We start from the raw sequence: 13,051 nt of genomic DNA on the forward strand, positions 1-13,051 counted from the left end.
ACCACGTCGCCACCCGGCCGGTTCCGTGACACCGCATCCCCACCCCTCGTCCAACTGGGAGCAGGTTTCCGTGGCCCCGCCTTCGTCTTCTCCTGCCGGTCGGGCGGTCACCCGGACCATCAGTGACGACCCGCTGGGCGGCACGGTCCGGCGTACCGTGCTCCCGAGCGGCCTGCGCGTGCTGACCGAGGCGATCCCGGCGATGCGCAGCGTGTCGTTCGGGATCTGGGTGGGGGTCGGCTCCCGGGACGAGACCGGCCCGCAGGGCGGCGCGGCGCACTTCCTGGAGCACCTGCTCTTCAAGGGCACCCACAAGCGCAGCGCGCTGGACATCTCCTCGGAGATCGAGGCGGTGGGCGGTGAGACGAACGCCTTCACCACCAAGGAATACACCTGCTACTACGCCCGGGTGCTCGACGAGGACCTGCCGCTGGCCATCGACGTCATGTGCGACGCGGTCGCCGACTCGGTCCTGGAGCCGGCCGACGTGGAGACCGAGCGCGGCGTCATCCTCGAAGAGATCGCCATGCACGACGACGAGCCCGGCGACGAGGTGCACGACCTCTTCGCCCGGGTCGTCTACGGCGACCATCCGCTCGGCCGGCTGATCTCCGGCACCGAGGAGACGGTCACCCCGATGACCCGCCGGCAGATCCAGAGCTTCTACCGCCGCCGTTACACCCCACCGAACATCGTCATCGCCGCCGCCGGCAACCTCGACCACGCCACGGTGGTCAAGCTGGTCCGCCAGGCGCTGCGCGGCACCCCGCTGGACGCCGACCCGGCGGCGCCGGCGCCGCGCCGGTCGGCCACCCCGGCGGTACGGGTACGCCCGCGCGGCACCCTGGTCGAGCCGAAGGAGACCGAGCAGGCGCACGTCATCCTCGGCTGCCCCGGCATCGACCGGGTGGACGACCGGCGCTTCGCCCTCGGGGTGCTCAACAACGTCCTCGGCGGTGGCATGTCCAGCCGGCTGTTCCAGGAGATCCGCGAGCGGCGGGGCCTGGCCTACTCGGTCTACTCCTACGCCAGCCAGTACGCCGACAGCGGCGTCTTCGCGGTCTACGCCGGCTGCGCCCCGGGCAAGGTCGACGAGGTGCTCCAACTGACCCGCGCCGAGCTGCACCGGGTGGCCACCGACGGGCTGACCGAGGCCGAGGTGGCCCGGGGCAAGGGCATGAGCAAGGGCTCGTTCGTGCTCGGCCTGGAGGACACCGGTTCCCGGATGAGCCGGCTGGCCAAGGGTGAACTGCTCTACGGTGACCTGATGCCGGTGGACCAGCTGCTCGCCCGGGTCGACGCGGTCACCGTCGACGAGGTGAACGGCCTCGCCGCCGAGCTGCTCGCCCGGCCGATGTCGCTGGCGGTGGTCGGCCCGTTCGGCGCGAGCGACTTCGCCGACTGACCGATCTGCACACCGCGCGCCGTTGCCGTTGGGATAGGTTGTGGCCCGTGACTGACGAGCAGGGGATGACCGCGACGGAGCCGGTCCGGGTCGGTGTGCTGGGCGCCCGGGGGCGGATGGGCACGGAGGTCTGCAAGGCGGTCGACGCGGCCGACGACATGGACCTGGTGGCGATGATCGACCAGGGCGACGGGCTCTTCGCCGCCTCCGACGCCGGTGCCGAGGTGGTCGTCGACTTCACCGCGCCGGACGTCGTCATGGACAACCTGCACTGGTGCATCGAGCAGGGCATCAGCGCGGTGGTCGGCACCACCGGCTTCACCGAGCAGCGGTTGGAGCGGGTGCGGGGCTGGCTGGCCCGCAAGCCCGGCGTCGGCGTGGTGATCGCCCCGAACTTCGGCATCGGCGCGGTGCTGATGATGCAGTTCGCCGCCCGCGCGGCCCGGCACTTCGAGTCGGTCGAGATCATCGAGCAGCACCACCCGCGCAAGTTCGACGCGCCCAGCGGTACGGCCACGCACACCGCGCGGCTGATCGCCGCCGCCCGCGCCGAGGCCGGTCTCGGCCCCACCCCGGACGCCACCAAGGACGAGGTGGCAGGCGCGCGCGGCGCCGACATCGACGGGGTACGCGTGCACGCCGTCCGCGCCACCGGCCTGGTCGCCCACCAGGAGGTGCTCTTCGGCACCACCGGCGAGACGCTGACCATCCGGCACGACTCGTACGACCGGGTCTCGTTCATGCCGGGTGTGCTGCTGGCGGTGCGCGCGGTGCGCAACCGTCCGGGCCTGACCCTCGGCATCGACCCCCTGCTCGACTGAATCCCGGTCGGGGTTCGCGCCGCCCTCCAGGTAGCCCCCGGGCGGGTCGGCCCTCCCGGCGGTCCCTCTGCCGTGCCGGCGTTCCGGCAGTTCGGCCGGCGTCTGGTCTGCGTGGTAGCGCGGGTGCCGGCTTTCCGGCGGTTCGGCCGGTATCTGGGCTGCGTGATCGCGCGGGGTGCCGGTACCCGGTCCGGCGTCCTACCAACTTGATGTCGTAGGCGTATCAGTCGGGGCGTGGACACGGGCCAAGATGCCGCGTGTCGGTCTGATCGCGGGGGCTGGTGATTCGTTGACGACATCAAGTTGGTAGGCGGCCCGCAAAGGTGTCGGTGGCCGGTTCCCGCCGGCATGCGCTCGGGCCGGGCTGCCGGTCGCGTTGGGTTTGGCTGCCGGCCGGCATCGACCAGCGCCGACCGGCCGCCGGGAAGTATTAGCGTGGTCGGCGAGGGCGGGCCCGCCTAGGCTTCCCGCCATGATCGATTCAGGACTGTGCGACCGCGCCGGCCGGCCGGTGACGCTGCGCCCGGTGGACGACGACAACTGGCGGGCGGTGGCCGACGTGGCGCCCCGGGACGACCAGCGGACCTGGGTGGCCGCGCTGGCCGCCCGGTACCTGCTGCTGAGCGACCGGTCCGAGGTGTGGACGTCGCTGGCCGTGTACGCCGGCCCGGACGTCGTCGGGCACCTCATGTGGGGCGTGGACGACGACGGTTCGCGCTGGCTGGGCGGCATGGTGATCGACGCGTCCCAGCAGGGGCGCGGGGTGGGCCGGGCCGCCGTGCGGACGCTCACCGACTGGCTGCGCCGCCAGGACGGCGACCACCCGATCCGGCTGTCGTACCACCCGGACAACCAGGCCGCCGCGAGCCTCTACACCTCCCTCGGCTTCCGCCCCACCGGCGCCCGCGAGGACGCCGAACTCGTCGTCGAACTCGCCGACCCGCGTTGATCATGGAGTTGGCGGCGGTCTCGGCGATCGAGTTCGCCGCCAACTCCATGATCACCGAAGCGAGCCGCGACGCGGGTCGGGTCAGCGGGGGAGCGGGGTGGGGTGGGCGGGAGTGCGCGGGGTGGGGACGGTGGGGGTGTCGACGGTGAGGGAGACGGGCAGGCCGGAGACGGTGGGGCGGCCGGTGTGGTCGACCTCGACGGTCACCTCCGCGCCGGCCACCCGCAGGCCCCGCACCGCCAGCGCGCCCAGTTCCGCGCCGGCCAGCGGACGCAGGGCGACCCGACTGTTCGGCACGTCCGGGTGCAGGCCCGTGCCGGCCTGCACCAGCAGCACCGCGGCCGCCGCCGACCAGGCCTGCGGCCGGCAGGCCGCCGGGTACGGCACGGGCCGGCCGAGCACTTCCCGGTCGTCACCGCCGTACAGCTCGGGCAGGCGGTAGTCGAACGCCTCGGCCGCGCCGAGCAGCCCCTCGGCCAGCCCGAGCGCGGCCTCCCGGAAGCCGGCCCGGGCCAGCCCGGCCAGCACGATCGCGGTGTCGTGCGCCCAGATCGACCCGCAGTGGTACGACAGCGGGCTGAACCCGGCGTCGTCGGTGGACATGGTGCGCAGCCCGAAGCCGCCCGCGAGCGCCGGCCCGGCCAGCAGCTCCGCCACCCGCGCCTCCTCCGCCCCGTCGAGCAGTCCGGTGCCGAGCAGGTGCCCGATGTTGCTGGTCAGCGAGTCGACCGGGCGCTTGTCCCGGTCCAGGGCCAGCGCCGGGCGGGGGCCGTCCGGGCCGCCGTCGACCCAGAACCGCTCCCGGAAGGTGGCCGCCAGCCGGTCGGCGTAGCCGCGCCAGCGGTCGGCGCCGGGCCGGCCGAACGCGTCGAGCAGGTCGGCGCCGTTCACCGCCGCCTGGTGGGCGTACCCCTGCACCTCGGCCAGCACGATCGGCGGCGCGGCGAGTCGCGCGTCCCGGAACCGGATGGAGTCGCCGGAGTCCTTCCAGCCCTGGTTGGCCAGGCCGTGCCCGGTGGTGTCGACGTACTCGATCAGGCCGTCGCCGTCGGCGTCGGCGTGCTCGCCGAGCCAGCCCAGCGCCGCCTCCAGGTGCGGCAGCAGCGGCTCCACCTGCTCGGCGGGCAGGCCCCAGCGCCAGGCGTCGTGCAGCAGCGCCACCCAGAGCATGGTGGCGTCGACCGTGCCGAAGTATGCCGGCGGCAGCCGCTTGCCCGGGCCCGGGCTGAACTCGCCGCGGCGCAGCTCGTGCAGGATCTTGCCGGGCGCCTCCTCGGTGGCCGGGTCGACCCGGACGCCCTGCCGGCGGGCCAGTACGCGCAGCGTCCCGGCGGCCAGGTCGGTGCCGAGCGGCAGCATCATCCGGGCCGCCCAGAGGCTGTCCCGGCCGAACAGGGTGAGGAACCACGGCACCCCGGCGCCCAGGAACACGTCCCGCCCGTCCCCGGCGGTGTCGGTGAGCCGCAGCCCGCGCAGGTCGTCGAGGGACCGGTCGAGCAGCCGGACGATCCGCCGGTCGTCGGCGCGCACCTCGGGGCGGGCCCAGTCCGGCTCGCCGGGCGGGGTGGCCACCACGGCCCGGGGGTCGGCCACCCGCAGCCGCCAGCGCAGCGTCGCCGCGCCCCGGGCGGGCAGCTCGACGGGCCAGCTCAGCCGGGGGGCGGTGGCCCGGTCCGCGGCGGCGTCGACCGTGGCGCCGTCGCCGGTCACGGTCACCGTGACGTCGTCGGCGGTCCAGGTCAGCTCGCCGGGCCGGCCGGTGGTGGCCGGCAGCGGGGGAGCCGTCAGCCCGATCTTGACCCCCTCGACGGGGGCCAGGTCGCAGCCGAGGTCGACGCTGACCGTGGCCCGTACGGGTGTGGCGGCGGTGGAGACGACGCGTACCTCCTCGTCGAGGCCGTGTGGGCCGGCCTGGCGGATCCGCTCGATCCGGACGGTCGGGTCGGGGCCGGGGTCGCCCAGCCACCGGGCGAGCCCGACGAAGCGGGCCCCGTGCGGCCCGGCGGCGCCGTGGGTGAGCGCCTCCGGCTCGCGGTCGTCCACGCGCAGCTCGGCCCGGGCCAGCACCCGGGCGTCGGCGTGGAAGACGCCCTGGACGCCGGTGGGGCGGATCTGCCCGGCCCGGTCACCCAGCGCGCTGGTGGGGGCGAGGAGCACCCCGACCAGATCGTGCAGCAGGGGTTGCAGGTGCGGTTCGGTCACGACTTCGGCTCCAGATCGTGTGAGGGGGTGGACGACGTCTTGACAAGCCGTCCGGGCCGGTGCAGAGTGCGAAACATTCCAGAAACTTGAACGATCCAATCCTGCCTTATCCAAATTGGATCGTTCAAGACCGCGAGAGGGATCAAGTGGCCGAAAAGGTGACCATCGCTACGGTGGCCCGGCACGCCCAGGTCAGCCGGCAGACGGTGTCCAACGTGCTGAACGCGCCGCACATCGTGCGCGAGGAGACCCGCCAGCGGGTCCAGGAGGCCATCGACACCCTCGGCTACCGGGCCAACCAGGCCGCCCGCCAGATGCGCACCGGACGGTCCCGGCTCATCGCGGTACGCATCGAGCCCACCCGCGACGGGATCAACGGCTCGGTGCTCGACCGCTTCCTGCACGGCCTCACCGAGACCGCCGAGGCGGCCGGCTACCGGACCCTGCTCTACACCGCCACCGACGCCCAGCGGGAGATCGACACCTACGACGACCTGCTCGGCTCGTACGACCTGGACGGCTTCGTGCTCACCGGCACCGACCACGGCGATCCCCGTACCGCCTGGCTGGCCGACCGCGGCGTGCCGTTCGTGACGTTCGGCCGGCCGTGGGACGACCCCGGCGCGTATTGCTGGGTCGACGTGGACGGCGCGGCCGGCACCGGCGAGGCCACCCGGCACCTGCTCGCCGCCGGCCACCGGCGGATCGGCTGGCTCGGCTGGCCGGCCGGCTCCGGCGTCGGCGACGATCGGCGGTCCGGCTGGCGGGAGGCGCTGCGCGCGGCCGGGGTCGACCCGGCCGGGCTGGCCCGGGAGACGGTCGACGGCATCGCCGAGGGCGAGACCCTCGCCCGTGACCTGCTCGACGCCCCGCACCCACCGACGGCGCTGGTCTGCGCCAGCGACTCCCTCGCGCTCGGCGCGCTCCAGGCCGCCCGGACCGCCGGACCGGCCGTGCCGGTGATCGGCTTCGACGACACCCCGGTCGCCGCGGCGGTCGGGCTCACCAGTGTCAGCCAACCTCTCGGCGACGCCGCCGCCCGCTGCGTCGACCTGCTCACCGCGGTGCTGGACGAACCGCGGCGGGCGTTGGCCCCCGTGCTGCTCGCACCCTCGCTGGTGCTGCGGCACACCGCGTGATCCCCCGTTTCCCCCGTATCCCCACCAGGAGAACAGATGGCACCTCGATACCTCGCCCGGGCGGCGCTCGCCGGCCTCGCCTCCGTCGCGCTGCTCGGCTCCGCCGCCTGCGGCAGCGGCTTCGACGACGACTCGTCGGGCGGCGCCCAGCAGTCCAGCGGCCCGGCCAACCTGCAGATCCTGATCGGCTCCTCCGGCGACGCGGAGACCAAGGCGGTGCAGGACGCGGCCGCGAAGTGGGCCTCCTCCTCGGGTAACCAGGCCACCGTCACCCCGGCCCAGGACCTCGTCCAGCAGCTCGGTCAGGCGCTCGCCGGCGGCACCCCGCCGGACGTGTTCTACGTCGACGCCAGCCGGTTCGCCGACTACGCCAGCGTCGGCGCCCTGGAGCCGTACGGCGACAAGATCAGCAACCCGGACGACTTCTACGAGAGCCTGCGTACCACCTTCACCTACGACGGCAAGTTCTACTGCGCGCCGAAGGACTTCTCTACCCTGGCGCTGCAGATCAACACCGACCTGTGGGCGAAGGCCGGGCTGACCGACGCCGACGTGCCGACCACCTGGGACCAGCTCACCGCCACCAGCCAGAAGATCAAGGCCAAGGGCCTGGTGCCGCTCGCGCTCGGCGACACCCGGGACCGGATCGGCGCGTTCCTGGTGCAGAACGGCGGCTGGCTGATCAGCAAGGACGGCAAGCAGCCCACCGCCGACACCCCGGAGAACGTCGAGGCCCTCACGTACGTCAAGAAGCTGCTCACCGACGGCTACGCCCGCTATCCCAAGCAGCTCGACGCCGGCTGGTCCGGTGAGGCGTTCGGCAAGGGCAAGGTCGTGATGACCATCGAGGGCAACTGGATCAAGGGCGCCCTGCAGAACGACTTCCCGAACGTCAAGTACAAGGTCGTGGAGCTGCCCGCCGGCCCGAAGGGCAAGGGCACCCTCTCCTTCACCAACTGCTGGGGCATCGCCGCCAAGTCCAAGTTCAAGGAGCAGGCGATCAAGTTCGTCGAGGCGATGACCTCCGGCGAGCAGCAGATGACCTACGCCAAGGCGTTCGGCGTGATGCCGTCCCGGCAGTCCGTCCAGGCGCAGTACACCGGCGAGTTCCCCGCCGACAAGCCGTTCATCGACGGCGCCGCGTACGCGCAGGGCCCGGTGAACGCGCCGAAGATGGACAGCGTCCTCGGTGACCTGGACGCCGGCCTGCAGGCCCTGACCGGCGGCGACCCGAAGAAGGTGCTTACCAACTTCGACACCAACGCCAAGGCGGCACTCGGCGGCTGAGGTGCAAGGAGGGGCCCCCTATTAACAGACGTGTGTTAACAAGGGGCCCCTCCTTCCACCTCCGACCGAAGGGAGGAGGGGAAATGGCGACGGACGCGCTCGCCGCGCCGGCCACCACGCCGGCCGGATCGCCGCGCCGCAAGGGCGGCATCCGCGGCAACGAGAACGTCACCGGCTGGCTCTTCGTGGCGCCGGTGATCGTGATCGTCGGTCTCTTCGTGCTGCTGCCGATCCTGATGGCGCTCTGGGTGAGCCTGACCGACTGGAACGGCCAGGGCAGCCCGTTCACCGGCAAGGTGCCGTTCGTCGGCGCGGACAACTACACCCGGCTGTTCACCGAGGAGGGGCTGGCCCGCCGGGACTTCATGACCAGCATCCGGAACAACATCTACTACGTGGCGATCGTGGTGCCGGCGCAGACCGCGCTGGCGCTGGGCCTCGCCCTGGTGGTCAACAACCGGATGCTCAAGGGGAAGGGCTTCTTCCGCAGCGCCTTCTATTTCCCCTCGGTCACCAGTTCGGTGGCGATCAGCGTGGTCTTCCTGTTCCTCTTCGCCAACTCCGGCGCGGTGAACCAGCTGCTCGGCCTGTTCGGCATCGACGGACCGCAGTGGTTCTCCGACGCCCGGGGCGTGCTGCACCTGCTGCTCGGCACGGTCGGCGTGGACAACCCGCCCGCCGCGCTCACCGACGGCGGCCCGTTCGGGCTGACCTGGTGGGACTGGCTGGCCGGGCCGAGCGTCGGCATGGTCTCCATCATCTGCCTGGTGATCTGGACCACCTCGGGGACCTTCATGCTGATGTACCTGGCCGCGCTGCAGAACGTGCCGGTGGCGCTGGACGAGGCGAGCACGCTGGACGGCGCGACCCGCTGGCAGCGGTTCCGGCACGTCACCCTGCCGATGATCAAGCCGACCACGTTCCTGGTGCTCACCCTCGGCCTGATCGGCTCCTGGCAGGTCTTCGACCAGGTGTACGTGATGAGCCAGGGCGAGCCGGCCAAGACCACGCTCACCCCGGCCTACCTGTCGTACCGGACGGCGTTCCGGGACTTCGACTACGGCCGCGGCGCGGCGATCTCGTTCGTGCTCTTCCTGATCATCATCCTGCTCACGCTGGTGCAGCGCCGGATCATGGCCGACCGGGACGAGCCCCGGCGCCGGTGGTGGCGGCGCACGGGGGAGGGGTCCTGACATGGCCGTGCTCACCGAACGACCGGCGGCGCCCGTGCGGCGCCGGGACCGCGGCGCCCGCACCCTGGTCAACCGCTTCCTCGGGTACGCGGTACTGGTCTTCTTCGCGCTCGTCTTCCTCTATCCGTTCGTCATCCAGCTCGGCAACTCGCTCAAGACGCAGGAGGGGGCGGCGGCGAACCCGCTGTCGCCGTTCCCCGACCCGCTGACGTTCGCCGGCTTCGAGCGGATCTTCGCCGGCACCAACTTCCCGCTCTGGCTGGGCAACTCACTGCTGGTCACGGTGCTGGTCACGCTGGGCCGGGTGTTCTTCGACTCGCTGGCCGGCTACGCCCTGGCCCGGCTGCGGTTCCGCGGGCGCGCCGGGCTCTTCGCCGCCGTCATCGCGGTGATGGCGGTGCCCGGCGTGGTGCTGCTGATCCCGAAGTTCCTGGTGCTCAACCAGCTCGGCATCTACAACAGCTACGCCGGGCTGATCGTGCCGCTGATCGCCGACGCGGCGGGCGTCTTCATCATGAAGCAGTTCTTCGAGTCGATCCCGGTCAGCGTCGAGGAGGCGGCCCGGATCGACGGGGCGAGCGTCTTCCGGACCTTCTGGTCGGTGGTGCTGCCGATGGCGAGGCCGGCGCTGATCACGCTGACCATCCTGTCGTTCCAGGGCTCCTGGAACGAGTTCCCGCACAGCCTGGTCTCGGTGCAGGACCCGCACCTGTTCACCCTGCCCCGCGGCCTGGCCGACCTGGTGAGTGGCTCGCTGGGCAAGGGCACGCAATATCCGCTGAAGCTCGGCGCGGCGCTGCTGGCCACCATCCCGGTGGCCGTGCTCTTCATGATCTTCCAGCGCTACTTCGTGCGGGGCGCCAACGAGGGCGCGGACAAGGGCTGAGCTCTCCCGGTGGCGGGCCGGCGCGGCCCGCCACCGGTCCGCCGTGACTGTTCCGGCGCCGACGGGCGACCGCCGCATGCATCATGAATGCATGGTTGCGCTTCAGATTCGCGACGTGCCCGAGGAGGTACGGGACGCCCTGGCGGCCCAGGCCAAGGCGCGCGGGCAGTCGCTCCAGGCGTACCTGCTGGAGTTGGTGGAGACCCAGGCCCGGCGCCTGCGCAACACCGCGGTTTTCGATCGGTTCGCCGGGCGGTCGGACGGCGCGCGTTCCCTGCCGGGCGAGACCGCCGCCGAGGTGGCGGAGCAGCGTGAGCAGCGCGGGTCGTGGGGGGACGCCGCGTGATCGTCGTCGACGCGTCCGTGCTGGCGGACGCCCTGGTCGACGACGGGCCGATGGGTGACGCGGCGCGGGTGGAGCTGAGCGCCGACCCGCACTGGGCCGCGCCGAGCCATCTCCTGGTCGGGGTGCTGTCGGTGATCAGGGGCAAGTCCCTCGGCCGGAAACCCGGCCTCGCCCGAGCCCAGGAGGCCGTCGACGCGCTTCCCTCGCTCGTCATCGACGAGGTCGGTGTGCCGCTGTTGGTGGACCGAATGTGGCAGTTGCGTGGCAACGTCACCGCGTACGACGCGGCGTACGTGGCGGCGGCGGAGTTGCTCGGTTGTCCGCTCGTCACCGGGGACGGCCGGCTCGCCAAGGTCAGCGGCGTGCGCTGCGAGATCCGGCTGCTCGCCACCTGAGCACCGGCGCGGGGCGTACGGGCTCAGTCGGCGGCGGGTGGCTCGGTGGGGACCGCCACGTGCCAGCGGACCTGGGGCACGAGCATGTCGTCGACGTCCAGCGCCCGGGCCGCGCCGTCCGGCTCCCAGCCGGTGCCGGTGAGGAACTTCCGGGTCGCCTCGTCGCCGTCGAACGTCCAGGCCAGCGCGCGGGTGAGGCCGTCGGTGCGCCAGTGGTCGACGGCGGCGGCCAGCAGCCGGCTGCCGTGCCCGCGCCGGCCCCAGCGGGGCTCGACGAGCAGGTCGGTCACCGCCACCGTGCCCGCCCCCAGCGCCTCCGCCGGCTCGCCCGGGGCGAGTGCCTCCTCGTCGGCCGGACCGGCCGCGATGAACCCCACCAGATAGGATTGCTCGGCCTGCTCGACGGCGACCAGCACCCGGTGGGCGCCCGAGGGCGGCTCCTGCACCGCGGCGCTCCACCGCCGGGCGAGCCACCCCTCGTCCAGGTTGTCGAGCACGTGCCGGGGCAGGATCCGGCGATAGGCGACCCGCCAGGTCGCGAGCTGGATGCGTGCGATTTCGCCGGCGTCCTCGGGACGCGCCGGGCGGACGTACCCCGAAGCCATGACACGTGAGCCTACGCAGGGCGGTGAAGACGGTGGTGTCGCAGGGTGCCGCGCGGACGTTCCGGCAGGTCGTCGCCGTGGCCGCGCTCGCCGCCGCGGTGGCCTGGTTCGTCGGGGTCTTCGCCGCCCGGCACGGCTTCTTCGACCTGCGGGTCTACTACGGCGCACTGCGCTACTGGACGCACGACGGCGGCCAGATCTACGACTACCTCAAGCCGATGACCCAGTACGGCTTCACCTACCCGCCGTTCGCCGCCCTGGTCATGCTGCCGATGGCGTACCTGTCCTGGCCGGTGGCGGTGACGGTGAGCGTGGCCGCCAGCGTGGTGGTCAGCGTCGTGCTGATCTGGTGGCTGGTCGACCCGATCGCCCGCCGGCAGGGGTGGGCCCGCTGGTTCGCCCTCGCGGTGGCGCTCTGCCTGGCCGCCGCGTTCGAGCCGATGCGCGAGACGGTCAACTTCGGCCAGGTCAACATGCTGCTGCTGTTCCTGGTCGGCGCGGACCTGCTGCGGCTGCTGCCCCGGGGCAGCCGGTGGGCCGGGGTGGGCGTCGGCCTGGCCACCGCGATCAAGCTGACCCCGGGCATCTTCATCGTCTACCTGGTGGTCACCCGGCGCTGGTGGGCGGCGGGCACCGCCACCGTCACCGCCGCCGCGGCGACGCTGCTCGCCGGCGCCCTCTTCCCGGACGCCTCCCGCGAGTTCTGGACCGCCGCGCTGTGGAACACCGACCGGGTCGGCGAGCTGGCGTTCATCTCCAACCAGTCGCTGCGCGGGATGGTGGCCCGGCTCGCCCCGGAGCATCCCAGCACCTTGCTCTGGCTGGCGCTGGTGCTCGGCGCGCTGGCGATCTGGGCCCGCCGGTCCCGCACCGCCGTGGCGGCCGGCGACGAGGCCGCCGGCTTCGCCCTCACCGGCGTGCTGATGTGCCTGGTCAGCCCGGTGACCTGGGTGCACCACCTGGTCTGGCTGATCCCCGCGCTGATCCTGCTGGTGGACGACGCGACGGCCGCCCCGGCGGGCAGCCGCCGCCGGCGCGCCCTGCTGGCCTTCGCCGCCGTCGCGTACGCCCTGCTGATCAGCCGGATCGTCTGGGCCTGGGAGGAGGACTTCGCCGGCCTGGGCGGCTTCCTGGGCAGCAACGCCTACGTCTGGGTCAGCATCGCACTGCTCCTGCTGCTGCCGGTGCGTCCGGAGCGGGCGCGGTCCGGCCCGGCCGCGCCCGGTGGCCCGTCAACCGTCGAGCCGGCCGGCGTAGCGCAGCTCGACCAGGCCGACCGGGGGCCGACCGCCGGCCAGCGGCACCGGATAGGTGGACCGCTCGCCGTCGGGTGACAGCCCGGCCCGCTGGAAGAACCGCCGGGCCCGGTGGGCCGCCGCCAGCACCCAGACCCGGTAGTCGGTCCAGCCCTGGCCGGCCAGTCCGGTCCGGGCCCGGGCCAGCAGCGCCGGCCCGGCCCCCGCGCCCCAGTACGCCGGCTCGACGAACAGCCCCACGATCTCGCCCCGGGTCAGGTCCAGGTCGTCGCGGTCCTGGTTGTTGCGGTACGGCCCGAACGTGGCGAAGCCGACCACCGCCCCGTCGGCCTCGGCGAGCAGAGTGGTGAACGGGTGCTCCGGGTCGGCGGTGCCCAGGTCCCGCCGGCGCTGCGCCCAGGCCAGCGGGTTGAGCCGGCGCAGCACCTCGTCCGGCATGATCCCGGCGTAGCCGGCCTGCCAGCCGTGGATGTGCACGCGGGCGACCGCCTCCGCGTCGTCCGGCTCCTCGTGGCGGATGCTGAGCATCTGTCCGTTGTATGCCTCGATGGCCGTGCGGTCCAGCAT

At 73.0% G+C, this 13,051-nt stretch carries 13 protein-coding genes; 10 read left to right on the top strand and 3 right to left on the bottom strand.

What is annotated here, in order from left to right:
• Positions 1-70: 70 nt before the first annotated feature.
• From K7640_RS04235 to K7640_RS04245, 3 genes are all read left to right on the top strand, one after another.
• Positions 71-1,405, top strand: a complete 1,335-nt coding sequence (locus K7640_RS04235) for a pitrilysin family protein (protein ID WP_222953355.1) — start codon at positions 71-73, stop codon at positions 1,403-1,405.
• Positions 1,406-1,470: 65 nt separating this feature from the next.
• The gene (dapB, locus tag K7640_RS04240; protein WP_255608206.1) at positions 1,471-2,226 is read left to right on the top strand and encodes a 4-hydroxy-tetrahydrodipicolinate reductase; all 756 of its coding nucleotides are present in this window, start codon (positions 1,471-1,473) and stop codon (positions 2,224-2,226) included.
• Positions 2,227-2,698: 472 nt separating this feature from the next.
• Positions 2,699-3,175 carry a GNAT family N-acetyltransferase gene (locus K7640_RS04245; protein ID WP_222953357.1) on the top strand — a complete coding sequence of 159 codons (477 nt, stop codon included), beginning with the start codon at positions 2,699-2,701 and terminating at the stop codon, positions 3,173-3,175.
• Between the two features lie 81 nt (positions 3,176-3,256).
• Here the strand turns inward: K7640_RS04245 and K7640_RS04250 are convergent, their stop codons facing one another.
• Entirely contained in the window at positions 3,257-5,377 is a 2,121-nt protein-coding gene (locus K7640_RS04250; protein ID WP_222953358.1) for a glycogen debranching N-terminal domain-containing protein, read from the bottom strand.
• Between the two features lie 158 nt (positions 5,378-5,535).
• On the opposite strand from K7640_RS04250, the gene K7640_RS04255 reads away from it, so the two are divergent.
• The 6 genes from K7640_RS04255 (at position 5,536) to K7640_RS04280 (ending at position 10,623) form a co-directional block, all read left to right on the top strand.
• The gene (locus K7640_RS04255; protein WP_308042452.1) at positions 5,536-6,516 is read left to right on the top strand and encodes a LacI family DNA-binding transcriptional regulator; all 981 of its coding nucleotides are present in this window, start codon (positions 5,536-5,538) and stop codon (positions 6,514-6,516) included.
• 36 nt (positions 6,517-6,552) lie between these two features.
• Positions 6,553-7,803, top strand: a complete 1,251-nt coding sequence (locus K7640_RS04260; RefSeq protein ID WP_222953360.1) for an extracellular solute-binding protein — start codon at positions 6,553-6,555, stop codon at positions 7,801-7,803.
• Positions 7,804-7,886: 83 nt separating this feature from the next.
• Positions 7,887-8,996, top strand: coding sequence for a carbohydrate ABC transporter permease (locus tag K7640_RS04265; protein ID WP_222953361.1), 1,110 nt, complete (start codon positions 7,887-7,889; stop codon positions 8,994-8,996).
• 1 nt (position 8,997) lies between these two features.
• A complete protein-coding gene (locus tag K7640_RS04270; protein WP_222953362.1) occupies positions 8,998-9,882 on the top strand; it encodes a carbohydrate ABC transporter permease in 885 nt (294 codons plus the stop codon).
• Positions 9,883-9,973: 91 nt separating this feature from the next.
• A complete protein-coding gene (locus tag K7640_RS04275; protein ID WP_222953363.1) occupies positions 9,974-10,228 on the top strand; it encodes a hypothetical protein in 255 nt (84 codons plus the stop codon).
• Positions 10,210-10,623: a type II toxin-antitoxin system VapC family toxin gene (locus K7640_RS04280; RefSeq protein WP_222953364.1), complete on the top strand. Its 414-nt coding sequence runs from the start codon at positions 10,210-10,212 to the stop codon at positions 10,621-10,623. The genes K7640_RS04275 and K7640_RS04280 overlap by 19 nt, the downstream gene beginning before the upstream one ends.
• A 23-nt stretch (positions 10,624-10,646) precedes the next feature.
• Here K7640_RS04280 and K7640_RS04285 read toward each other — a convergent pair whose 3' ends face one another.
• Positions 10,647-11,228: a GNAT family N-acetyltransferase gene (locus K7640_RS04285; RefSeq protein ID WP_222953365.1), complete on the bottom strand. Its 582-nt coding sequence runs from the start codon at positions 11,226-11,228 to the stop codon at positions 10,647-10,649.
• 35 nt (positions 11,229-11,263) lie between these two features.
• Here K7640_RS04285 and K7640_RS04290 point away from each other — a divergent pair, with 35 nt between their 5' ends.
• Complete coding sequence (locus K7640_RS04290) at positions 11,264-12,562, top strand: glycosyltransferase 87 family protein (protein WP_222953716.1); 1,299 nt, start codon at positions 11,264-11,266, stop codon at positions 12,560-12,562.
• Here the strand turns inward: K7640_RS04290 and K7640_RS04295 are convergent.
• Positions 12,461-13,051, bottom strand: a complete 591-nt coding sequence (locus tag K7640_RS04295; RefSeq protein WP_255608026.1) for a GNAT family N-acetyltransferase — start codon at positions 13,049-13,051, stop codon at positions 12,461-12,463. The genes K7640_RS04290 and K7640_RS04295 overlap by 102 nt on opposite strands.

This window comes from Micromonospora sp. PLK6-60, from assembly GCF_019890675.1.
In the GTDB taxonomy this organism is placed as follows: Bacteria; Actinomycetota; Actinomycetes; order Mycobacteriales; family Micromonosporaceae; genus Micromonospora.

What these genes read in the sequence shown, in the direction of transcription:
- dapB (WP_255608206.1), top strand. Translation starts at nt 1,471, where the DNA reads ATGACCGCGACGGAGCCGGTCCGGGTCGGTGTGCTGGGCGCCCGGGGG.
- K7640_RS04245 (WP_222953357.1), top strand. Translation starts at nt 2,699, where the DNA reads ATGATCGATTCAGGACTGTGCGACCGCGCCGGCCGGCCGGTGACGCTG.
- K7640_RS04260 (WP_222953360.1), top strand. Translation starts at nt 6,553, where the DNA reads ATGGCACCTCGATACCTCGCCCGGGCGGCGCTCGCCGGCCTCGCCTCC.
- K7640_RS04265 (WP_222953361.1), top strand. Translation starts at nt 7,887, where the DNA reads ATGGCGACGGACGCGCTCGCCGCGCCGGCCACCACGCCGGCCGGATCG.
- K7640_RS04270 (WP_222953362.1), top strand. Translation starts at nt 8,998, where the DNA reads ATGGCCGTGCTCACCGAACGACCGGCGGCGCCCGTGCGGCGCCGGGAC.
- K7640_RS04275 (WP_222953363.1), top strand. Translation starts at nt 9,974, where the DNA reads ATGGTTGCGCTTCAGATTCGCGACGTGCCCGAGGAGGTACGGGACGCC.
- K7640_RS04285 (WP_222953365.1), bottom strand. Translation starts at nt 11,228, where the DNA reads ATGGCTTCGGGGTACGTCCGCCCGGCGCGTCCCGAGGACGCCGGCGAA.
- K7640_RS04295 (WP_255608026.1), bottom strand. Translation starts at nt 13,051, where the DNA reads ATGCTGGACCGCACGGCCATCGAGGCATACAACGGACAGATGCTCAGC.